Source organism: Flavobacterium chungangense LMG 26729, assembly GCF_000735715.2.
GTDB classification, from domain to species: domain Bacteria; phylum Bacteroidota; class Bacteroidia; order Flavobacteriales; family Flavobacteriaceae; genus Flavobacterium; species Flavobacterium chungangense.
In genome coordinates, this window is record NZ_JASY01000007.1 from 33,218 (window position 1) to 54,518 (window position 21,301).

Consider the following 21,301-nt stretch of genomic DNA (forward strand, 5'->3'; position numbering starts at 1 on the left):
TTTCATTTGCTAATTCAATTAATATTATAAAAACGTTTATTTAATAGTACTTGGAGCGTCGGTAAAAGTTTAGTTGTAACCGTTTTTTAGTGCAGCGAATTTTGCCGTATAGCATAAATATAAAAATGAAAGCCCTGCAACTTTTTGTCGCAAAGCTTTCATTCAAAAATCATTCGTCCGCTACTTCTTTGCAATTAATAAGTTAGAAGAGCCTATAAATATTGAGCTGTCGCGAAGATAAGCTGTAATCCAAATTAATACCAATGGAATAGCCGGATTAAGCATTGAAGCGTCTCTGGATAACTCAGTAGCTATTGCACCGGCAAAATAGCAGCAAAGCAGAATGAAACCTATTTTTATTGTTTTTGGTATAGCAAATAAGATAATAAACGCCATTTCCATTAATCCTAAAATAGTTGGGTTATATTTTTCCAAACCTGCTACCGACCACGGAAGATGAATAAATTTCATAAGACCGCTTACAAATACGATTGTCGTTATCAATACCGTTAACGATATGGTAATAATTTTGTTTGTTTTCATTTTAGCATTATTGATTTAAGTTTCTTGTCTCTATAATCATAAAATAGCCAATTCGGTCTTTTATTAGCCACTTACCATCCTGAAATACATAGTTGTCTTCATATTTTACGCTGTAATCAGTTAATACATCTTGCCCTTCTACTTCTCTTATCATTTTTAATTGGGAAAAGGACAAGCCTGTTGCAGTATTACCATCGATTTTTACAGTATGCTGTCCATTCATTGTAAAATAGGTTTTTACAAGAGCAGCGTGTACATTAAAGTCTTTTTCCATGTTTTCTCTTCCCAAAACATCGGCCACAAGATTACCTCCCATATATACTTTGTAATTAATATCTTGCGTAAATAAATCCATCACTTCCGGGATTTTTTTTTCATCGCCTAAATAGGCGTAAGCATCAATTAAATCTCTTAATTCTTCTTTTGCTCTTAAAGTTTCCAGTGTCATAATTTTTTAATGTTTTTTGTTTCTATAATTCTCCAAAAGTAATGTACATTTGCTAACAAATCATTAGTCGTTACTTAAAGGTTAGCAACTAACAAAGAGATTAGTTATGTTAAAAGAGCAAGAGAATCAAACAAATAACAAGGAATTTACAGAAGAATGCAATGCTGTTTTAAGGGCGGTTTCAGACGCTCAATATGTAATAGGCGGCAAATGGAAATTGATGATTATCATTTCAATGGCGAGAGGAAACAAGCGATTTACGGAAATTCAAAAACAGGTAAGCGGAATTTCGGCAAGGGTATTGTCAAGCGAACTTAAAGATTTGGAAATGAATGGTCTTATTGTAAAAAAAGTCGAAAATGGTTATCCTGTAACTATTGAATACGAATTACTGCCTTATAGTCATACGCTGGAAGAAGTTGTGGGAGCGATGACAAAATGGGGAATGCAGCACCGTGAGAAAATTATGTCTGAAGGAAAATCATCATCCGGCAAAATAAACAATAAACAATAGCTGTACTGAATTATGTTTTGTTTATTTTTTTCTTTTATAATTAGAGTGTCGGCAATATGAGGAGTATATGCACTAAAGTTATCTCCATAATTTCGATTGACGTATTTATCAAATCCAAAACCTATGTTAGCCGACGTTGCGTTTTTCCCACAAACTTCTCATTAATGGTGTTATTCTCCAACAATCTTCCAGGTTTTCATTGTCAAAACATGACCAATAAAATATTGAATGCTCGTGTAGTTGAAAGTTTTCTGAAAGCAATTCTTGAACAATTTCTGAATACTTTACAAAATCATTATCTGTTTCTTGTTCTTCAATTGCTTGAATTATAATTTCCATTAACGCAAATTTATTATCGTCGTCAATTTCGAAATTGTAATGTTTAATATACTTTTCTATGTTCTCTGATTTCCCAACAATAAATTCCCAATCCTGATAATCCTCCAAATCAAATACAAAATTTAAATCTCTCGTCAATTCTTCAATCGCTTTTTGAGTTACAAATCTCAGTTTTGGTTTTTTCATGATTTTTTTGCTTTGGATTCGGTTTTTAAGTAATGTTGGTTAACTTCAGTCTAATACGGACTGATCTTGTTCAATAATGTAATAGGTACTATTAACAGACGAGTACCAGATTGGAGTACTATTACTTTTGATTTTGAAGTTTTCTTATATTAGGATTTAAGTTTCCTTTTAAAACCTCTTTAATATCGAGCTGCAGCTGAGCAAAGTCAATATCCTCTTTGTATGTGTAGGCATAGAGTGTTCCGCTGGATTCGTTTTGAGCGGTTTCGATTTTTTTTGTCAGTACATAATCGAAATTTAAGTTGCTTCCATGAAACATTAAAACATGGAATCTATAAAGCTGGTCTTTGTCGTTACCATTTTCGTCTGTGCTGTAAACGTAATATACCACTTTTGTAAACGTACTGCTAAATCTGTCTTTTGGTAATGGATGAAACCATTCGTAAGCCCAAATGTTTTTATTTTCGAACCTAAAAAAGTCAAAATTAAAGCTTTCATCTAATCCTTCCGGAAGTTCTTTTTTTTCTTTTGCCTGGTATAATTTTTCTTTCCATTTTTTTCCTTCGTTAAAATCTCCTAAGCCAAAGTTTGACACAACAATGTTTTTGATCATAAAATATTTGCGTTTGGCAAATTCTGCATCAAATAAAGGGATTCCTTTTTCGATAGCTGCTAATGCTTCAATGCCCAATTTTAAAGATTTGTCAAATTTTTCATTGAGTCTGTTTTCGTATTCCAATTGACTTGTGGTCAATGTATAATACCACAGGGAGTATTTGTAAAGGGTATCGGTTTTAGGAATTGTCTGTTCTAGTATTTTGAATTTGAAGTATGCCGAATCAATATTGTTTGTTTTTAAAAGAATATCTGCCTTTTGAAAATCGGATATCAGGTTTTTTTGTGCATTCACACAAAAAGACATTATAATGATGGCTAAAAGAGTTAATTTTTTGATCATAATTTATTTGTATTTTGAATAGCAGTATTGGGCTTTGTAAAAGTTTCGTAATTTCAATCAACCTATTCTCTGTTTTACGAATATAGAATTTAAAACGATACTTCTACTAAATGTCCACGAAAGCTGTTAGTATTGATATCATTTTACTTCAGCATTCTTTTCAGCTATAATCCTTAGTACGTCAATTAAATTTGGATAAACTGAATTTACGATTGCACAGTCCCAGTTATCTCCTGAACACATAGGATAATCTGTTAAACCACCTTTGGGAATACCAATATTATCTTTGGATAATAAGATTTCATTTGTTTTAGCTGAATACAATTCAATATTTGTCTGTATTTTAAGTTCACCCTTTTCCTTGTAAAACTTCATTTTAGGGAAATTTATAATGAAGAAGTTTTTTTTGTTATTTGCAATATCTGAATATTGTTTCTTATCTGAGGTTGAGGTTATCGTTGATACTAATATAATTCTTGGTTTTATTTTAAATGGTTTGTAAAGCCTGTATGCAATATATTCCCTAACAATCGTTGCAACATAGTTATCAATTGTAAGGCTGTCGTAAAAGTTAAGTTCGTTCTCGAACATAACTTTTGTGTAATCGGGCTGTTTGTTAAATTCTTCTATGTTTGCTTGTTTGTCTTTTGTTTTTTGCTCTTTTAGAGCACTGCGATTTTCTACTATTTCTTTTTTTAATTTATTATATTCAGTCAAATAGTTGTCGGCAACCTCTATTTTATATGGTGACAAGACGATTACTTTTAGTGTGTCAATTTGCTGTGCGAATGAATTATTGAAAAATAAAAGTCCAATTATTATCTTGAATGTGTATTTCATAAAATTTTATTGCTAACGTTCTTGTTAGATGTGGTTTATTTAAATGTCTTTTTTATCCAAACGAAATTTGCTTCTGTAACCACTTTATCTAGTTCAAAATGTAAATGGTTATTTACTTATTTCAATTTTATATTTCCAGACTTCAGTAGTGATGAATGGTTTGCATTTGATCGTGTAGGTTTTATCCATTCTCGTAAATTTATAATTATGTTTTTTCATTAAACTTCCGTCTCTCATTTTGTTACGAATTAGATTTTAGAGAGAGTCATTTTCAGTTTTCGAAATTAGTTTTCCCGACTTTATATCGTAAGCAGCTACCTGTTTCCAATAAACCGTTTTTACTAATAACACGGAAGTAATTGTGTCTGCCCAATGTCCTCCATAAGGGGAATCAAATTTAGCTTTCCATATTATTTTTCCTTTGTTGTTAAATGTTGAAATATCGCCTAAATAGGAACAATAAATAACTGTTTCGTCTTGAAAAGATGCAGGCTGACTCGCAAAAGCGTCAACAGGCGCACGCCAAACTACAAGTCCGTTTTTAGGATTCAAACAATAAAAAAAGTTATTGTTGTCCCCAATATCAATCGTGTTGCAATATATTTTGTCACGGTATATAATTGCATTTTGCAATCCTCTATCATCAAATTTATCAACCCAAAAATCTCCTGAATTTAAAAGCGGATAGGGTACGGTCGGGTCATACACAAATTCTGATTTGTTGTTTTTGTACCAAATCAGAAAAATTAGAATGCAAATCGCTACTACTGATAGTTGTCTGGTAATTCTAAATAATCTTTTGTTCCTGTTTTGTAAGTCAATTATTTTCAAATTTGTTTTCGATTAATTCTCTTCGTTTTTAAAGTATTCATATGTTGTTTAAAATCGTTGATTTCATTTAGAACTAAAAATTTTGCTAAATAGCAAAAATGAAAAAAAATGGTCTTCATATTTTCATTTTTTAGTATTCTGCTGTTGAATATGCCTTATTGAATTATTTCTGTGTACATGGTTACTGAAACAACATAATTTATTAGTTCGCCACTTGAACTTACACCTCTTCCGCCCATTCCTTTTCCGTAAGACTCAAACTGATAGGTTTCGACTCTGTTTCCTGAATTATCGTTAGGGCTTTTGTTTGACTGCATATAAATTATACCGCCTGTTTTTATCTCACTGGTTTTTGCGAGTCTTTTTGTTGTTTCAATTGCGTCAAGAACAGCTAATTCCTGAGCTTTTTTTAAATATTCAAAAGCGTCGGTGTTGAAATATGAAATTTTTTCAATTTTATTGAATTTGGTAGCGAGTAATTCCTCTGTAAAATCCTGCATTCTTTTGATATCCTTGAGCGTAAATATTAACTTTTGAGATGATGCAAAACCAACAAAAACTTCTTTATTCAGTTTTTGGTCCCATCGGGTTGATTTATCTGTAGCTATAAGACTCGTTTTAATATCTAAAGAATCAGTAACATATTTTTTTACAATTTTTAAAACCTGATTTGTTGTTTTTTGATTTTCATTAATTGCTTCGCGCAAAGTAGGTTTTACATGATTGAAAGCAATTGTAATTTGACAGGCATTTGGAAAAGCTGTAACAGTTCCTACACCTATTGCGCTAATTTTTGGTTTGTTATTCTGTTCACTTTGGGCATATAGAGTACTGCATGTAATTAAAAGGAATAGGATGATTCTGTTCATTTTTTGCTTTTTTGTTGAATATTAGACACTGTTTTTAGTTGTTATTTGTGGGTTGCTGGAATGGTTTATTTCTGTTAAAGATATGAGTTTTTAGGAAGCGGAAAGAATAAACCAGCCATTTCACTAAATCGCTGTTAGTGGTAGTATTTAAACTATTTATTAAACTTGATAACTAGCTGCATATAAAAGATTTTTTTCTCCATCTTCTTTGAATTCTGTAAATGCTTTTCTATACCACTTTGGATCTTTACAGTCGTTAGAGTAATCGTCAAAAGATTTTACATTATAAAATTTTTCATTTAGCCAAGGTTCAATTCCTAGAATTCCAATTCCAATTTTTTCAACTCTATCGAGAACTATTTCAAAGTCAGATTCTGAAAAATAATAAATCTCTTCTGCATCAAAACCCTGATTTAAGTTTTTGAGTCCATTAAAAACATTAACCTTTAAGAATTCTAATTGCTGGGTTTGTTTTGTTTCCATGTCTTTTAGAATATTGAATTTTTGAATTTCAGCTTCAGCCTTTTTTACATATTTTTTCTTATATATTATAAAAATGATGAAGGGAACAATCCAAAAAATATATTGTTTCATGGGGTTAGATATTAGTATTGACATTATAGTGTGTTACCAACAGTATTTTGTATTCATTTCTTGATTTATTTAGTTTCAATTTTCTGTATTCAATTGTTGTTAAGATCATTTTATTCAAAATCAAATATTTGGGTTAACGTTCTGGTATTACAGCTACTAAATTAAACCCATTCTTGGGATTCGCCACCCTATAGTGAACAGGCTAAGCAAATGCACTCAAATGCAAAATCATCTTTTCATTAAGCCAATTACCCAAATCCGTTGTGGCTGTTATGCGATCGCTATTATTTTATTATTTCCTCTCTTTTTAATAATTCAATAAACTCTTCACACTCACTTTTTGTTTCACCATAAATATGAATATAAAAAGAATGTTCATGCAGCCAAATTCCTTTGTTTATGATCAATTTTTCAGTTGTTATCCATTTATTAAATTCATCATTTGAAGAATTATGTATAAAATAATTTTTAGTTAATTCTTCAAAACGATTATTTTCTATTAAGTTAAAATAACCGGGATATTCATATTTTTTATTTTGATTTATTAAGTCAATGAAAGCATAACTCTCAATGAATTTTTCAAAAGAAGAATAAATAATATTTACAGTTTCGTCATTATTATCATAAGTGCATATTTCTCCGTTTTCACTGATTACAAACCAAAATTGAGCAGTTTCATGGTCACCACAAAAAAAATAATATTTGTTGTTAACTATTAAATAATCAATTACTAAATTTTTTAAAATATTTTCCTTAGAAATTAGAAACGCATTAAATTTTGAGGAGTTTTTATTTTGAATTGTCAGTTCTAGTCCTGAAAAATCTATTTGAAATTCAATTATTTTTTCAAACACAGGAATATTATGTCTTTTAAAATAATCAATTAAATTTTCCCGACTAACTACAAAATTTTTGTTTCGGTTTAATTTTATTAGATATTTTGAAGCCTTATTTGAAAATCTCATTTTTATTCAGTTTCGTTTAGTCAAAGTGTTACATAACGTTTGGCTACTACAGTGGGTTTGGGGCTAAATTAAGTTCATTCTACGAATTTGCCACCGGAGAGATAGTGAACAGGCAGAGTAAATCATCTTAAAAACAAAACCAACTTCCCCTTAAGCCTATTGCCAAAATCCGTTGTAGTATATTATAAGCCGTTTTTTACAACGTTTTTCTCCATTCTTCCAAGCTCATAATTTTTTTATTTTTCTTATCATAGTACTTTATTTCAAATGTTTTTTGATAAATAAAAAAATCATATTCTGTTTTGAAAATTAATGAGTTAGTTTCATAAAAGTTTACCCAATAATAGTTTTTCCCATTATTTTTTGGTGCTTCTAAAATTGAAATTCCTGCATTTTTTTCAAATTTGTCTTTTACTTCCGGAAGTTCTCTAACCAATTCAATGACTTTAGTTCTATTTTTATTGTCTGCATCACAAACTTCAAAATCTGGCCTTCCGGTTTCATAATAAACACTCTTTAATAAAATTGGATTTTGCTTCTTCAATTCTTTTATCCTTTTGACAGCTAGTTTATAATATACAAAATGATTAATGTCTTTATCTTTTTGTATAGTTCTGTAGATTTTCAAAGCTTCATTCTTTTTTCCTATTGTTTCATAAAAATTCGCATAAATAAAAGTGTTAAAGGTGTAATCAGGAATACTATCTAAAATTCGTTTTGCTTTATCAAATTTTTTGAGTTTTACATAATTACAAACCAATCCTATTTTATCGTGTTCACTATTTCCAATTTTTAATTCTTCTATAGATTTATCATATTTACCAATATTATAAAGTAATTCAGCTTTAAACATTCTTAAATCTTCAGCTATGTTGTGTTTTATTTGAGATTTATATTTGTCTTTTCAACTTCGTTTACTTTAGATAAACTGTCAATTTTCAATAGAACTTTTTTTGGAGTTGTTTCAGACTCCGTATATAGTTTGTTTAAAAGATTCTGAAAATTTGTAAATGCTTCATCAATTTTTTCATCTTCTTGATGTATTTTTTCATGCTCCTTGTCAAAAGATAAATTTAGTTTATCGTTCTTACAAGAAATAAGAAGTAAAAAAAGTAAAAATGTTATTTTTTGCAGTTCTTTCATGAAATGGATTATAATGTTCTGGCACTACAGCTGGTTTGGAACTAAATTAATCGCATTCATCGGATAATAACTATCTTTCCATTAATACAATTGCCCAAATACGTTGTAGCTGTTGGCAGGCATTTTTTAATTATTTCCTAAATACCAATTAATATAATCATCATTCACATTTTTCAAATCAAATGCTTTAAATGTCATTGAATTTCTGGGGATTATTTCTCTTATAACTTCATTTGCTATTAGATTTATAAAACTATAGCTATTCATAAAATTTTTATCATAATTTTTTATGATAGGTTGTCCAATTTTATTATTAATAAAAGAAAATTGATAAATCACAGTATTATTTTCAGAGAATAAAGTTATTTGTGCTTTATTCCAATATCCAATCACAAGCATTTAATTAGAAGATAAGTCTAAAGATGAAACAAATTTGTCAAATTTATCAAAACTCTTTATTGAATCGATTATCTGATTTCTATATTCACAATCAAATAATCCATCGCATTCTATCTTGTAAAATTTATCTCTTTTATGAGCTGATTTTTTTATTTGTTTTTTAGTAGGTTCTTTTAATTTTGATTTTAAAAATGTAAAAGAGAAATTTTCTTTATTGCTATTTATGTTTACTATTAAGTCTTTAATAAGGTTTGAATCAATTTTTTTTTCCAGAATTGTTATTACAGAATCTTTACTAAATACTGTTCCTTTTTTTCGTGCTTTAAACTTTTTAAATCTTGTTAAATAGAAATTTTTAGATTCAGATTTCTCAAAAGTAAAGTTCTCTGAGCGAGAATAAATACCATTTTTAGGAAAACATTGCTCTCCGTATCCATATGAAATTTCAATCCTTTTAACAGTATCAAGGTTTTGACCAAAACTAATGGTTGTACAAAATATTAAATAAATGAGTGCTTTTTTCATGTTTTTTGGGTCAATATCTGCCAACGTTCTGGTATTATAGCCGATTTGAAACTAAATTAACCCCATTATTCGGATTTGCCAAATCATCCAAATAGAAAACCAACTTTCAATTATGCCAATTGCCCAAAATTAGTTGTAGCTGTTAGCCGGCGTTATTTCTTTAAGATGCTAATATTCTTTCGCTTTTCATTATCGTCAAAGCTTTTTCTGTTTCGTTTGTTCCGTCATTTAATGAACCTGGAAGCATAATCAAACGCTTTTTTAATTTTCCATTTTCGTCTTCAAACAAAATTTCAAATCTTGAACGTGTTAGTCCAACTTTTGCATTTATAAATTTCACTTCTTTTATTTTACTTCTTTCTATTATTGGAGTTGCAGAGTTGTTAATACTTTTTATAATTCCGTAAATTAAGAATACTGCTAATAAACCAAAGAATAAAACTGAAACATTTTCTCCCTTTTGAAAGCTTGAATATGCTGAATATAGTAAGAAAATTGAAATTGTAGAGTAAATTAATAAAGTTCTAGACATTCCATTTCCGACAGTTATTTTCGCTACATTTCCAATTATTCCGTCTCTTGACAAAATTATTTTGTCTGATAAAATATGACAGAATCCTGTTTTAGTTGTGAATATTTTTTCGTTTTCCATTTTATAAAGGTAATTTTTCACGATTTTTTGGTATAATTACGGCTAGCGTTATGGTAATCAGCAGTTTTCGGGCTAAATTAAGCCCATTCTTTGGATTTGCCAAACCATCCAAATACAAAACCAATTTTCCATTACGCCAATTGTCCAAATCCGTTGTAGCTGTTATAGGGCGTTTTTCTTCTCATTTTAGTGGTAACTTCCATGATATTCTTTTTTGTCAAAATCATAATAAGCAAATACTGAATTTCCTTGCCATCCAACTGCATTTATATTTCCAATTCTGTTTTCGGATACAATTCTTATTTCTTTGTATCTGATTCCTATCCAAGTTCGTCTATTTTCTTGAGGTATAGCTTTAATATTTTTAGTATTACGATATTTAATCAAACTGTCAATTGGAATTGATTTTAATTTTGAATAAGCTAAATCAGTTTCATAAATTATAATACTTGACGTAAGAATATATGTAAAAAATAGGGAAGTAGTAATTATGAAACTAATAGCACTTGGTTTTAATCTGAATAAATTGAATCTCATTGAAAAGTAAAAAAGGCAAAGTCCTACAAGTGCATATATAATTAAGTATATAATAATGTCAAACTCCATTTCTAAACCAATTATGGTCATTATAGATATGATAAATAAATAAGTCAATATATATTTGATGATTATCATTATTCTTTAGTGTCGTTTTTTAAAATGCCCTATAACGGTTGCGGGTGGTGCTAGTTTGTGATGCCAGCGAACTGAGTTCTTTCGGCAAGATAAAACTTTTTCGTGAAGAAAAACTTCCTGTAATTAAAATTGAGCAAATTGCACAAACCTGCTGTTATTCGAAGTTTCTTGTCACTTTCAATAAAATGCAGAGAGTTGACCAAGCAATTATTTCGCTAAATAAAAAGCAACGTTTAATATTTTGAATTTCAGTTTGGTGATATTGAAATGGATTAATGTCAAAAATGATTAAGAGTGTGAGCCCATATACTATTGAAAATATTAATGAGCTTTTAAATAACGATATTTGAGAACTGCGTTTAAAAATAAAGAGCAATAAAAATGAAAGTACAGAAGCTATTAGACAATTTAATATCATTAGGATTAATCCGATAAGTACGTGCTGTCCACTATAATGTTGAAAATATACATATAGTAAAAATACAATAGGACTCAGAACGATTAAATAGAGATATGTAATGAGATTTTTTATATAAAAGTTCATGCTTATTTTGTGGTCAGTTGTTGCCTGTTTAAGATATTTGGAAATTTCGCATAACGTTCTCGCGCTACAAGCAGTTTTGGACTAAATTAAGCCCATTCTTCGATTTGTCAAACCATCCAAATACAAAACCAATTTTCCCATTATGCCAATTGCCAAACTCCATTGTAGCTGTTAGGCGTTCGGTTTTATTTTTTCTCAAGATTTTTATTTAGCCTCCTCAATTCTATTAAAATTGAATCATTTTTATCCTTTCCGCTAATTTGATCTATTGCTTTTTCAATTTTAATTTTCAGTGAATCTTTAAAAAGAGTTTCTTTTTGTGTTGTTAAAATTACAATGCTTTTCTCATTAAGTTGCTCGTTGCTTTTCCCAAGTTTAACAGCTATAATTTTTCCACTAATAAATCCTTCATCTTCAATTGCAAATTCTGTATCGATTGGAAGTTTTAATTCCGATTTTAGATTTGCTGTAATTAATACATTTCCATTTTCATCAAGTTGGACATCTTCAATTTTTCCAATTTCAAATCCATTAACTTTTAATTTCGTCTCATTGGAGATTCCTTCGGCATTTTCCGTTTTAAGAATTAAAGTTCTTGTTTTCGAACAAGAAAAGATTATAAATGCGAATACAAATAAAATAATTTTGTTCATTGGAGTTTCTTTGAATTTTATTAAACTGACGCCTAACGTTTCGCGGCTTCACGCAGCGGCAACTCGTTAATTGTTTAGTTAAATATATAGAATTATCCTTTTAGTACTTTCCACCTTAGAAAAATAAAACCAGCCGTTGAGTGAAACCGCTGTTACCAGTAGGTTTTAATGTAAAGTTACGGTTTCATATTTTGATTTACACCAATCTATAATTTCTCCAGCTTGATTAAACTCAACGGTATAGTAATTTCCACCATTCTCATATTTTTCATGTAGAATAACAAAAATTCTATTTTGATATATTTTTGGATAATGAATAAATAGTTTTGGAAAGTTACCATGATTAAACTTTTTAATTTTAAACTGGTTTTTGTCAATATTTGTTAAATTGAGATCTATTTTCATATCTTCAAAACTCTTCCAGTATTTTGAATACTCTAACTTTTCTATATTCTTTCCATAATTTTGAAGTTCTGTTTTTAAACATTCAGAAGGGACATAATAAATTTCCTCACTTGAATCATAATTAAGAGACTTAAATATAGTTATTTTACTTTTAACTGGATAGGCTTTTAGAATATTTTCTTTGTAGAAGTCAAAAGCTAATTGTTCATAAAAAGGAAGTTTGGATTGCGAAAAACAATCAAAATTGAAAAGCAAAAAAAGAATAAATATGTATAAAATTCTATAGTTCATTTTCTGCAGGGTTTTTTAAAACTTACTGTTGGCAGGCGTTTATTTCTTTTTCGCGATTTCCCTTACTTTTGGATTGACAAAATTAGGGTCTATTTCATCGGTTTTTTTTATGTATTTTGCTAAGCTATCTTTTTGCATAATATAAGCATATGAACCTGCTAATTGTCCTAATGCTCTTCCATTTTTCGGTTCAATTTTTATTACTTTTTTTAAGTTCTCAATTGTTAGGTTTAAGTATTTAATATCTTTTGTTTTAAAAAATATTTGTCCGTAACTAGTTGATATACATTCATAAACTTTAGCATTTTTTGGTTCTAATTCGATTGATTTCTGTAAATATTTGATAGATTTTTCGAATTCGTTTTTTCTACCTAATAGGTTTCCAAAACCCCAATAGACTTGTGGATTTGTTTTATCTAAAAGCCAAGCCTGATTAAATCGTTTCATAGATGTATCATTATCATCTTTATAGAAATATTCCCAACCTTTAGATACATAGTATTCAGATGCTTTTTTTCTGTCTTTGAATTGTTTTTCTGATTCTAGAATAAATTTATCATCTAATTCAATTTGTTGTTCACATTTCTTTACTTCTCCATACATTGGTAGTAAATTTATTCCTTCGGGACAATCTGTTTGTGATTTGCAACTTAGTTGACTTAAGATAATTAAAAATAATATTTTCTTCATTCTATTTTAGATATTGGTTTCTCCTTCGTTTTTTTTAAATGTATGCCAACGTTCTCGCGCTACAAGCAGTTTGGGATTAAATCAGCGTTATCTTTCGGATTTGCCAAATTATCCCAAATACAAAACCAATTTCCCATTAAGCCAAATGCCCAAATCAGTTGTAGCATCTATGTAAAAGCATAACTTAGAGTTACTAAAAACGAAGATTATGCCATTACAAGATGCCTTAATTAAACCAAAGATATTCATTGGTTTAGATATTCACAAAAAAAGCTGGACAGTTTCCATTCAAACTGATTTGTTTTTTCATAAAACGTATTTGATGCCTTCTGTTGATGAGGATTTATTTCAATATGTGGAGCAAACATTTCTGAGTCACGATGTGGATCTAGTTTACGAAGCCGGCTGTTGCGGGTTTTCTGCAGCGCGCTATTTTTTAAACTTAGGTTGGAGTGTTCTGGTAGTCAATCCATCCGATGTAAAGACAGCAGACAAGGAGCGCTATCAAAAAACAGATGCCCTGGATTCCAAAAACCTGTTCAATCAATTAAAGGCAGGCGGTCTCAGGGGAATTTATATTCCTAGTGAAGAATACGAACAGTTTACGACTTTGGCCCGTCATAGAACCCAAGTGACTAAAAAACTCCGACAAGCCAAACTGCATATCAAAAGCATGCTGCTCTTTCATGGAATAGTAATACCTAAAGAATTTGATAATTCAAATTGGACCAAAGATTTTATGGTATGGCTTGAAGATATAAAATTCAGTACAGTTTGTAGCAAAATACGGATGTACAAGTTCATCAGGTCAGAGTATTTGGAAATTGCCAATCAAATGCGTGCTCATTGCAGAAAAACCCAAAAGAAGGATTATGACCTGCTGAGTAGCTGTTAGCCGTAGTTACTTTTATTTCCAAACTTTCTCACGAATAAAATAATAATGAGTTAAGTATTTTCTTAATCTATCACTTGGTTGAAAATATATTGTATAGGTAAATGGTATCGCTTCGTAAATTTCTGTCGTTATATTTTTACAGTTCAAATCTTTAAGTACTATTTTACATGTTTCAAATTTATCATAGCAATTAGCCATTCTAATACAGAAAGTAGTATCGTTTTTTGCTCCAAAACGAGTATAAACTCCTAAGATAAATGAAACTTTCTGAGATACATTTTTAATCTTTTTAATGTTAATGTGTCCGTTATAGAGACTATCTCTATTTGCATTTGTAAAATTTTCATCGTATTTCCAATTAAAATATGAATTTATTTTTGCAGTAAGTTTTTGAGATTTTAAAATGTCTTCAAACACACTTAAATCTTCGTATGTATTTTTAAATAAATTATAATTAAAAGACATAATAGGCTTTTCAATTCCATTATAATAATCAACCACATCTTGTGTTAATGGATCTTTAAACCTGCCCTCATAATCTGATAAAGTTCCTAAAAGAAAGAAATCCTTTTCAAGTTTATATTTTTCATCGCCTTGAGAAAAACAAACACAGGTTAATAATATTATTGAAAAAAATATTATTATTTTCATGAATTTAGTATGTTCGGTTTTGTAATTACGGCTAACGTTTCGGCGCTTGGCGAGGTTGCGAACTTTGGAACCGATTATTTTCTATCAAAGATAAAGTTTCTTGCGAAACGTAAACGTGAATTTACCACAAAATTCGCAATCTTGCCAAAAGCTTGTTATGAGCAGTACTTATAGTTCACCATTTTTGAACTTATCAAGTAGATTATCTTCTGTTTTTTGTGTGTAATCACATTGTGGTTTATAAAGTAGATAATCCGCATCTAATTTTGAAATAAAACTTTCAATTTCGTCGGAATTTATTTCGCCATTTTTTACTCTTTCACATATGTCTTCTGAAAATTCTACTTCTAAAATGTGTTTTATTTTTGGATGAATTTCATTATATGATAATTTACTACCTATAGGTTTGTCTTCCCAAGTTTCAAAAATATCGCAATAATTATCTATTAGAATGTCATATTCCACCATTAATTCTAAATTTCTAAAAAACTTTTGCTTTAATTCTTCAGCAGGATAATTTTCTATACTTTCCTTATCAGTTTCATTTTCTTCAACGTATGATTTTTGCGTTAACTCTTGGGAAGCAATATTTTCTGCTTTTACCTTTTCAGTTTCACTGACTTTTCCAAATAATTTTTTAAAGAATGACATAATGTTATTTTAAGATAATGTTTTTCTAGTATTGCTCATAACTTACTTATACCAGCCATAAAATGGCTTCAATAAGCTATTTTTGTGTTGGCTTTATGCCATAAATTGGCTTTTTTTACTGAATGCTAATATAGAAATATTTTACTACAAATCATCAAACGGACTTTTTATTTGCTGCAGACTTTTCGTGCTTACATGTGTGTAAATTTCTGTTGTTCTACTGCTGCTGTGTCCCAAAAGTTCCTGAATAAAGCGGAGGTCGGTTCCGGATTCTAATAGGTGAGTGGCATAGCTATGGCGCAGCCAGTGCAGACTTACAGGTTTTTGAATATTGCTTTTTGTTAAGGCTTGTTTCAAAACGTTTGATAAGCTGCGTTCGTCGTAAGGTTCGTTTTCGTTTCGTCCTTCAAATAGCCAGGTTTTTGGTTTATAACAGATATAATAACTTCGCAGCATTTCTAATATTTTTGGAGAAAGCGGAACGATGCGGTCTTTTTTGCCTTTAGATTGTTTTATCAGGATTAAGTTTCGTTTGGAATCAATATCGGCGGGTTTTAGATTTAATAATTCACCACGCCTTAATCCGCAGCTATAGATTAATGAAAGCATTGTTTTGTGTTTGATATTATGATGAGCGTTTAATATTAGTTTAACTTCTTCTTTGCTCAATACATTGGGTAACTTTTTTTCACCTTTGGGACGATAAATGCTTTCTACTACCATTTTTTTGTTCTCGACAGTTCTGAAAAATAATTTGATGGCATTTACAATCTGATTCTGATAAGAGACCGAAATATTGTTTTTTAATATATACTCATTATTGTAGGCAATGACGTGTTCATTTGTGATTTCGGAAACAGGAAGTTCCCGATGAAAAACCAAAAAGGACTTTAAAGCTTCAGTATATGTTTTTACAGTATTAGTACTGTAGCGTCTCGAAGCAAGCCAATAGCTAAACTTTTGTACGGCTAAAATTCCTTCTTGTGAGGGAAATGATAAGTATGCTGCAGGTATTTTAAAATGTATTCGGTTCTGTTCATTATCCGGTAAATGCCATACTCTTAAGGTTTGACTCCATTTGGCACCTTGAAATTGTTTGATCCGTTCAATTAATTGTACATTTTTTTCAAAATAGACAGCGATTCGTATTTCTTTTTTATGATGGATTAATTTGGAAGACCAATTCATTTTTTTGATTTTAAGGAAAAATAAATATAAGAAAATTCTGTTTTAAATATTTGTTTTCGGAAAGACATTTCGGGAAAAATATCGTACCTAATTACATGAAAATTTCTGATGGAAACAATTGCCGCATGAGGGATAGCAGCGGTATCTTTTTGTGAAGAGAAACGGAACAAAAAATTTAGCGAATAGCCCGACCCGCTTTTTCTGCGGGGCATGCCATAAAAAAATCCGATCTGCTTATCGCAAACCGGATGGGTGTAAAAATGTGGCATGTTAGTTTTGGCTTGACATGGGGGGCTTTTGAAATACACAAAAACAGTCAGTACATTGAGAACCGCCAGAATCCACAACAAAGGGTTGCTGAAAAAGGCCTCGTAGCTGCTTCCTTTTGGGATTTCGATAAGCGGGATCGTTACCAAAACGTCCAGGATCAATGGAGTGCCTGTGATCACAATTCCTTCCAGAAGTCCCGATTTTTTTACTGCTTTTTTATAATAAAACCAGGCGGCAAACCAGGCATAAAATATAATGGTAAAAGCGGCAATGAAGGCTTGGACAGTCGCCGATTCCTTAAAAAACGGAATGTGTTCCAGAACGTAAAAAGTGATCACAACACAAAGCCATGCAATAAAGCCTGCTACAATGGCTCTTGGATAATTCATTGTGTTGCTATCAGTTTAGGAGTCTCCCAGATTCCGGTTTGCGCAGTTTCTTTTACGTAGTCAGTAAAATCTTTGGCTTTTCGGCCTAAGACTTTTTCAATATCGTTGGTAATGCTCGAATTTCGGCCATCCAAAACTTCAGTAAAAAGATAGTTTACCAGCCAAAGCTCCTCTTCGGGAACCTGATATTCACGGAGCATGCCAATATATTCGTCTACAGAAAGCGACTGAAACTGAATCTCCCTGCCTGTAATCTGGGCTATTTCGGCAACGGCTTGTTCAAAGCTGAGTAACCTTGGACCGGTAAGTTCGTATGTTTTTCCGTTGTGTTTTTCGTTTAAAAGCGCTTCGGTTACCACAGCCGCAATATCATCGGCATCAGTAAAAGGTTCCGGTGTTTCGGCTCGTGCTATGGCGACATGACCAGCCAGAATAGGATCTAAAAAGATACTTTCGCTAAAATTCTGATTAAACCAGCTGGCTCTTACAATCGTCCAGTTTTTTGCTGTTGATTTTACAATTTCTTCGCAAACCTGCGCTTCTTTTTCGCCTCTTCCGGAAAGGAGTACGATTTTCTGAACACCGTTTTGAGTGGCCAGAGTTGTAAATTTCTGAATCGTTTCCGGTGCTGACGGAATGGCAAGATCGGGCTGAAAAGTGATGTAAACCGTATCAATTCCTTCGATAACCTCAGACCAGCTTTCGGGATTTTCCCAGTGAAAAGGAGGGATGCCACTTCGCGAACCGATGTAAACTTCGGTGTCGCTTACCTTTTTTAATAATTGAGTTACTCTGCGTCCGGTTTTTCCGTTTCCGCCAAGGACCAAGATTTTCTGATTTTCCATTTTATATGATTTTAAGATTAATGATACTGCAAAGTTGCACATATCATAAACCAATCATTTGTCGGAAAAGAATTAAGATTTGTTTGAAAGGAATTGTTTTTTTACTTCGTTCGGTCTTGACCCGAATTTCTTCTGAAAAGCATTCGAAAACGAGCTCAGACTTTCGTAACCTACTTCCCAGGCAGCTTCCTGTACCGTTTTGTCACTTTGAGAAAGTAATTGGTAAGCTTTGTTTAGCCGTTCTTCATGGATGTATTTGAAAATTGGAATACCAAATAACTCCTTGAAATTCTTTTTTAATTTGGTGCTGTTGAGACCAATTAATTTTGACAATTCTGAGATAGTGGGAGGTTTTGAATACTGATCACTCACAATATCTTTTGCCTGAAAAAGTTTTTCTTTATCCTTTTCGCTCAGTTCTACTTTTCGCTTATCAGACAAAAGCGCAAAATAATGTGCCAGTAATTCATTAACCTGACTTTTTAAAAATAGCAGTCTGGTATTGCCGGAGTAGGTAGTATTAAAAATTTTTTGAACAGCAAGCTGCATGTCAAGCGTCATAAAATGAGTAGGGCCTTTTACAAAATGTTCTTTTGGATGTAATAAATCAGGCAGCTGCTTTTCGAAAATTTCTTTTTCGACCTGCGATAATGTATGCAGGTTTTTAAGTTTTGTAAAAATACTGATGGACTGCAAAGGCTTATCAGGCGCAATTTTATGGGCAAATTCTACTTTTTGATTGCCGAAAAAGGAAATCGCCAGCCCGGTAGTATTCGTTAAATATTTTGTCTGATTGTTGTGTTTGATTTCTAACTCTACATTACCTGAACCATAAAAAGCAAAACCAACCGCATCTCCGTCTATTTCACATTTCTGAACAAAAGTTTTCTCGGCATTCGATTGCTCAATGAGTACGATAAAATTGTTTAATTCTATGATGTCGGTGGTCATGTTTTATGTGTACAGCTGGTTTAGATACTCTCAATCACGCTTTCCAGTAATCTTCTCGATTTTGGTGTAGCCTCAATTCGGTTAAAATCATCCTCAGCACCATAACCAACTGCCATTGCAAATAATGGTTTGAAGGCCGACATATTAAGGATTTCTTTGTATTTATCAGACTCGATACCTTCCATAGCTGTCGAATCCAGGCCTAATGCAATACTTGCGGTCAAACCAACTCCCAGGGCGATATATACTTGCTGAGACAACCATGTTTTTAATTCGGCTTCAGGCTTACTGGCTTTAATCTGGTTGTACCAGTTTCTGCGGGCTTCGGGCATTTGTGTATCTACTATTTGCTGAAAAGCATCCAGATCATCTGCAACACTAAAAACCACTACCAGCTGCGCCTGATTTACTTTTTCCTGATTGTGCATCGAAACCGCGGCTAATTGTGCTTTAACATCCGTATTTTGAACAAATGTAAATTTCCATGGCTGAACATTTATAGAAGAAGGGCTCAGGTATAAAATCTCTTTCAAAGCTTCGATTTTTTCCTGCGGAACAGCCTTGTCAGCATTATACTTTTTCGCAGAGTATCTTTTTTTCATTAATTCCAAAATATCCATGGTGCTGTATTTTAACGTTTTTAGTTTTATAGACTGTAAAGTTAAGCTGATAACCTGAATATTTTGACAATTGTGCCTGTAGTTTTGTAAACAGAATAAATTTTATTGTTGGTTTTTAAAACACCATTATTCGCCGGCACTCAGCTTTCTTTCGTTTTCCGTCTGGGGTTTTCCGCTCGCATTCGGTTCGCCTTTGCCTGTTGTAATGAGTTTTTTTAAGCTGTTCTGAATATAATTGGTCCACGAATCCCTGCAGATATCAAAACATTCGTATTCCGGAACCAGGCCAACGTGGGTAAACCGAAGTTCTGTTTTACCGTCTTTCTCCGTAATTTCAAAAGTTGGTTTTGTGCCTGTCCATTCGGTTTCGTCTTCTGTAAACTTAAAATAGTTTTTTTCCACAAACCAAACGATCTTTTGGTTCGGAATCACATCTGTCAATTTCACTTTGCAGCGGTGAATATCTTCATAACGATAATTAAATTCATCATTCAGTTTTGCCGAATCGCCTTCAATTTCTTCCGACCACCAGCCACGAACGTTTGTTACGGCATTAAAAACTGTTGACGGAGACTGATCAACCTGTATTACTGTACTAAAATCTGATATACTCATTTTGTATGTTTTAAAAAGTCATAACACAAATTTAAACTTTAAAATTCAATAGATTAGGGGGTTAAAAGGACAACTTCAGTATCAATTCGGACAATTTTTATGATGAAGTTAAAGAGCAGAACATTCCTTTTCATCAGCACCTTTTGTCCTGCTCTGCGCTATATCTCTGCCTGCAAACCCTGCAGCCAGAGGATACCGCTTCGATCATGGCTAGGATAGAGGTTTCGTTTTTATAAGAATTTAAAAATGAGAAAAAGTATCATTTTATGCGTTCATATTCAGATGTAGAGCAATCAACACACTCTTGTCTTAAATAGAGTTTTTTGCCAATAATATTAAAAGAATGATCAATACTAACCTCATTATTTAATAAACTTTCCTTGTTTATGACAATTACTTTTCGATTGCCACCAAAAACAGATGGTTTAGTCTGAATAGTAAATTTTTGAGTCTGGAATAGGTTTCCATTTATATAAGTTCTTAAAGTGTTGTCTGAGAATTGAATAACTCTCGTCTGCTTTGTCGTTTCCGGAGTCTGAACACCGCCTCCAAATCCTCCTGAGGTAATAATCCAGTTCCATTTGCCATTTAAATCATTTTTAGAGGATACATTGTTGTCATCATTACTGCATGAAATAAGGGCTGCGAAAATCAATAGTATAGTAAACTTTTTCATGGGTTAAAAATTTAGGATAGTTTACTTAAGAGATACAGATTTTGTTAAAGGGTTGCGTAGTAGTGAAATATGTTTTCTGAAATTTAAAAAATCGGATTAAATCCATGAAAAAATTATCTTGAAAGCTTTTCCAGACTTTCTTTCAAAGAAGCAGTAAAATTAATCTGTCGATTTTTATTACTCTCAAAAATAAAATCCCTGATGCTTTTGCTTTGGAATTTTTCAAAATCACCAATAATTGCCAGACGAACACGAAAATTAGAGAATTTTTGAAGAATTTCACCAGCAATACCGGTTTTAAGATCAAAGAATAGGGGAGTTATATTTTTTTCATATACTATAATGTGATCAAAATCCTGGTAATAGACATCTGCCAGTAATTGTGCACCATCTTCGCTGGAATCGATTATAATATTTTCTGCAATTATTTCTGCAATTCGAATGTTACTTATAATGTGAGTTTCAATTTTCATTTAAGCATAATGT

At 31.5% G+C, this 21,301-nt stretch carries 31 protein-coding genes; 2 read left to right on the forward strand and 29 right to left on the reverse strand.

Translation table 11 applies throughout. The annotated features are described in order from the left end of the window. Positions 1-180: 180 nt before the first annotated feature. Positions 181-543, reverse strand: coding sequence for a DoxX family protein (locus tag JE46_RS12855; RefSeq protein WP_031455696.1), 363 nt, complete (start codon positions 541-543; stop codon positions 181-183). A 7-nt stretch (positions 544-550) separates the two neighbouring features. Further along, positions 551-991 carry a nuclear transport factor 2 family protein gene (locus JE46_RS12860; RefSeq protein ID WP_031455697.1) on the reverse strand — a complete coding sequence of 147 codons (441 nt, stop codon included), beginning with the start codon at positions 989-991 and terminating at the stop codon, positions 551-553. A gap of 106 nt (positions 992-1,097) precedes the next feature. Here JE46_RS12860 and JE46_RS12865 point away from each other — a divergent pair, with 106 nt between their 5' ends. Continuing rightward, entirely contained in the window at positions 1,098-1,505 is a 408-nt protein-coding gene (locus JE46_RS12865; RefSeq protein ID WP_031455698.1) for a winged helix-turn-helix transcriptional regulator, read from the forward strand. Positions 1,506-1,631: 126 nt separating this feature from the next. Here the strand turns inward: JE46_RS12865 and JE46_RS12870 are convergent, their stop codons facing one another. The 17 genes from JE46_RS12870 to JE46_RS12950 all read right to left on the reverse strand — a co-directional run bounded on the left by JE46_RS12870 (position 1,632) and on the right by JE46_RS12950 (position 13,064). After that, the gene (locus tag JE46_RS12870; RefSeq protein ID WP_051872882.1) at positions 1,632-2,030 is read right to left on the reverse strand and encodes a hypothetical protein; all 399 of its coding nucleotides are present in this window, start codon (positions 2,028-2,030) and stop codon (positions 1,632-1,634) included. A 121-nt stretch (positions 2,031-2,151) separates the two neighbouring features. After that, positions 2,152-2,988, reverse strand: coding sequence for a hypothetical protein (locus tag JE46_RS12875; protein WP_157505920.1), 837 nt, complete (start codon positions 2,986-2,988; stop codon positions 2,152-2,154). Between the two features lie 138 nt (positions 2,989-3,126). Beyond that, entirely contained in the window at positions 3,127-3,828 is a 702-nt protein-coding gene (locus JE46_RS12880; RefSeq protein WP_031455701.1) for a hypothetical protein, read from the reverse strand. Positions 3,829-3,936: 108 nt separating this feature from the next. Beyond that, a complete protein-coding gene (locus tag JE46_RS24630) occupies positions 3,937-4,065 on the reverse strand; it encodes a hypothetical protein (protein ID WP_262494097.1) in 129 nt (42 codons plus the stop codon). A gap of 18 nt (positions 4,066-4,083) precedes the next feature. Then, positions 4,084-4,659 (reverse strand): PQQ-binding-like beta-propeller repeat protein, encoded by a 576-nt coding sequence (locus tag JE46_RS12885; RefSeq protein ID WP_031455702.1) that lies wholly within the window; start codon positions 4,657-4,659, stop codon positions 4,084-4,086. Between the two features lie 155 nt (positions 4,660-4,814). After that, positions 4,815-5,528, reverse strand: a complete 714-nt coding sequence (locus tag JE46_RS12890) for an SIMPL domain-containing protein (RefSeq protein WP_031455703.1) — start codon at positions 5,526-5,528, stop codon at positions 4,815-4,817. Between the two features lie 159 nt (positions 5,529-5,687). Further along, entirely contained in the window at positions 5,688-6,122 is a 435-nt protein-coding gene (locus JE46_RS12895) for a hypothetical protein (RefSeq protein ID WP_051872883.1), read from the reverse strand. 284 nt (positions 6,123-6,406) lie between these two features. Next, on the reverse strand, positions 6,407-7,087 hold the full coding sequence (locus JE46_RS12900; RefSeq protein ID WP_031455705.1) for a hypothetical protein: 681 nt from the start codon (positions 7,085-7,087) through the stop codon (positions 6,407-6,409). A gap of 196 nt (positions 7,088-7,283) precedes the next feature. Beyond that, a complete protein-coding gene (locus tag JE46_RS12905; RefSeq protein ID WP_031455706.1) occupies positions 7,284-7,940 on the reverse strand; it encodes a tetratricopeptide repeat protein in 657 nt (218 codons plus the stop codon). A 26-nt stretch (positions 7,941-7,966) separates the two neighbouring features. Further along, the gene (locus tag JE46_RS12910) at positions 7,967-8,230 is read right to left on the reverse strand and encodes a hypothetical protein (RefSeq protein ID WP_031455707.1); all 264 of its coding nucleotides are present in this window, start codon (positions 8,228-8,230) and stop codon (positions 7,967-7,969) included. A gap of 126 nt (positions 8,231-8,356) precedes the next feature. Continuing rightward, positions 8,357-8,629 (reverse strand): hypothetical protein, encoded by a 273-nt coding sequence (locus JE46_RS12915; RefSeq protein ID WP_031455708.1) that lies wholly within the window; start codon positions 8,627-8,629, stop codon positions 8,357-8,359. After that, complete coding sequence (locus tag JE46_RS12920) at positions 8,630-9,154, reverse strand: hypothetical protein (protein ID WP_157505921.1); 525 nt, start codon at positions 9,152-9,154, stop codon at positions 8,630-8,632. A 160-nt stretch (positions 9,155-9,314) separates the two neighbouring features. Then, entirely contained in the window at positions 9,315-9,806 is a 492-nt protein-coding gene (locus JE46_RS12925; protein WP_031455710.1) for a hypothetical protein, read from the reverse strand. A 186-nt stretch (positions 9,807-9,992) separates the two neighbouring features. Beyond that, positions 9,993-10,343 carry a hypothetical protein gene (locus JE46_RS12930; RefSeq protein ID WP_031455711.1) on the reverse strand — a complete coding sequence of 117 codons (351 nt, stop codon included), beginning with the start codon at positions 10,341-10,343 and terminating at the stop codon, positions 9,993-9,995. A gap of 867 nt (positions 10,344-11,210) precedes the next feature. Beyond that, positions 11,211-11,678 carry an MlaD family protein gene (locus JE46_RS12940; protein ID WP_031455713.1) on the reverse strand — a complete coding sequence of 156 codons (468 nt, stop codon included), beginning with the start codon at positions 11,676-11,678 and terminating at the stop codon, positions 11,211-11,213. Positions 11,679-11,843: 165 nt separating this feature from the next. Continuing rightward, positions 11,844-12,374, reverse strand: coding sequence for a hypothetical protein (locus JE46_RS12945; RefSeq protein WP_031455714.1), 531 nt, complete (start codon positions 12,372-12,374; stop codon positions 11,844-11,846). Between the two features lie 39 nt (positions 12,375-12,413). Next, complete coding sequence (locus JE46_RS12950; RefSeq protein ID WP_031455715.1) at positions 12,414-13,064, reverse strand: tetratricopeptide repeat protein; 651 nt, start codon at positions 13,062-13,064, stop codon at positions 12,414-12,416. Positions 13,065-13,272: 208 nt separating this feature from the next. Here JE46_RS12950 and JE46_RS12955 point away from each other — a divergent pair, with 208 nt between their 5' ends. After that, positions 13,273-13,959 (forward strand): IS110 family transposase, encoded by a 687-nt coding sequence (locus tag JE46_RS12955; protein ID WP_236010830.1) that lies wholly within the window; start codon positions 13,273-13,275, stop codon positions 13,957-13,959. 12 nt (positions 13,960-13,971) lie between these two features. On the opposite strand, the gene JE46_RS12960 is transcribed toward JE46_RS12955, so the two are convergent. From JE46_RS12960 to JE46_RS13005, 10 genes are all read right to left on the reverse strand, one after another. Continuing rightward, the gene (locus JE46_RS12960; RefSeq protein WP_031455717.1) at positions 13,972-14,610 is read right to left on the reverse strand and encodes a hypothetical protein; all 639 of its coding nucleotides are present in this window, start codon (positions 14,608-14,610) and stop codon (positions 13,972-13,974) included. 168 nt (positions 14,611-14,778) lie between these two features. Continuing rightward, entirely contained in the window at positions 14,779-15,261 is a 483-nt protein-coding gene (locus JE46_RS12965; protein ID WP_031455718.1) for a hypothetical protein, read from the reverse strand. 144 nt (positions 15,262-15,405) lie between these two features. Continuing rightward, entirely contained in the window at positions 15,406-16,449 is a 1,044-nt protein-coding gene (locus JE46_RS12970) for a tyrosine-type recombinase/integrase (protein WP_031455719.1), read from the reverse strand. Further along, complete coding sequence (locus tag JE46_RS12975; protein WP_031455720.1) at positions 16,446-17,108, reverse strand: DUF5367 family protein; 663 nt, start codon at positions 17,106-17,108, stop codon at positions 16,446-16,448. The genes JE46_RS12970 and JE46_RS12975 overlap by 4 nt, the downstream gene beginning before the upstream one ends. After that, a complete protein-coding gene (locus JE46_RS12980) occupies positions 17,105-17,953 on the reverse strand; it encodes a Rossmann-fold NAD(P)-binding domain-containing protein (protein WP_031455721.1) in 849 nt (282 codons plus the stop codon). The genes JE46_RS12975 and JE46_RS12980 overlap by 4 nt, the downstream gene beginning before the upstream one ends. A gap of 72 nt (positions 17,954-18,025) precedes the next feature. Further along, the gene (locus JE46_RS12985) at positions 18,026-18,904 is read right to left on the reverse strand and encodes a helix-turn-helix domain-containing protein (protein WP_031455722.1); all 879 of its coding nucleotides are present in this window, start codon (positions 18,902-18,904) and stop codon (positions 18,026-18,028) included. A 20-nt stretch (positions 18,905-18,924) separates the two neighbouring features. Beyond that, positions 18,925-19,524 carry a nitroreductase family protein gene (locus JE46_RS12990; protein WP_031455723.1) on the reverse strand — a complete coding sequence of 200 codons (600 nt, stop codon included), beginning with the start codon at positions 19,522-19,524 and terminating at the stop codon, positions 18,925-18,927. 126 nt (positions 19,525-19,650) lie between these two features. Further along, positions 19,651-20,139, reverse strand: a complete 489-nt coding sequence (locus JE46_RS12995) for an SRPBCC family protein (protein ID WP_031455724.1) — start codon at positions 20,137-20,139, stop codon at positions 19,651-19,653. A gap of 259 nt (positions 20,140-20,398) precedes the next feature. Next, complete coding sequence (locus JE46_RS13000) at positions 20,399-20,815, reverse strand: hypothetical protein (RefSeq protein ID WP_031455725.1); 417 nt, start codon at positions 20,813-20,815, stop codon at positions 20,399-20,401. Between the two features lie 113 nt (positions 20,816-20,928). Next, positions 20,929-21,288: a DUF4180 domain-containing protein gene (locus JE46_RS13005; protein ID WP_031455726.1), complete on the reverse strand. Its 360-nt coding sequence runs from the start codon at positions 21,286-21,288 to the stop codon at positions 20,929-20,931. Between the last annotated feature and the right edge of the window lie 13 nt (positions 21,289-21,301).